Here is a 238-nt window from a genome sequence, read left to right as displayed (position 1 = left end):
GGCGATCACAACACGGGGGTGGGTCCGGCTCTGGCCGTCTACCGCGACAAGCTCTACTGCGTGCACCGCGGCGGTGGCGACAACTGGCTGTACTACACCGCCTTCGACGGCACCGGGTGGAGTGACGACCAGCGGCTGGGCAATCACAACACGGGGGTGGGTCCGGCTCTGGCCGTCTACCGCGACAAGCTCTACTGCGTGCACCGCGGCGGTGGCGACAACTGGCTGTACTACACCG

General features: G+C 67.2%; 1 protein-coding gene. It reads left to right on the top strand.

Annotated elements, in window-relative coordinates; translation table 11 throughout:
* Positions 1-18 precede the first annotated feature (18 nt).
* Positions 19-238 (top strand): hypothetical protein (locus tag ACZ4A5_RS02380; protein WP_467577463.1); only part of this gene is annotated, 220 nt, incomplete at its 3' end.

Source organism: Streptomyces sp. NPDC025618, assembly GCF_055558795.1.
This window is presented reverse-complemented; position numbering and strand designations above follow the sequence as displayed.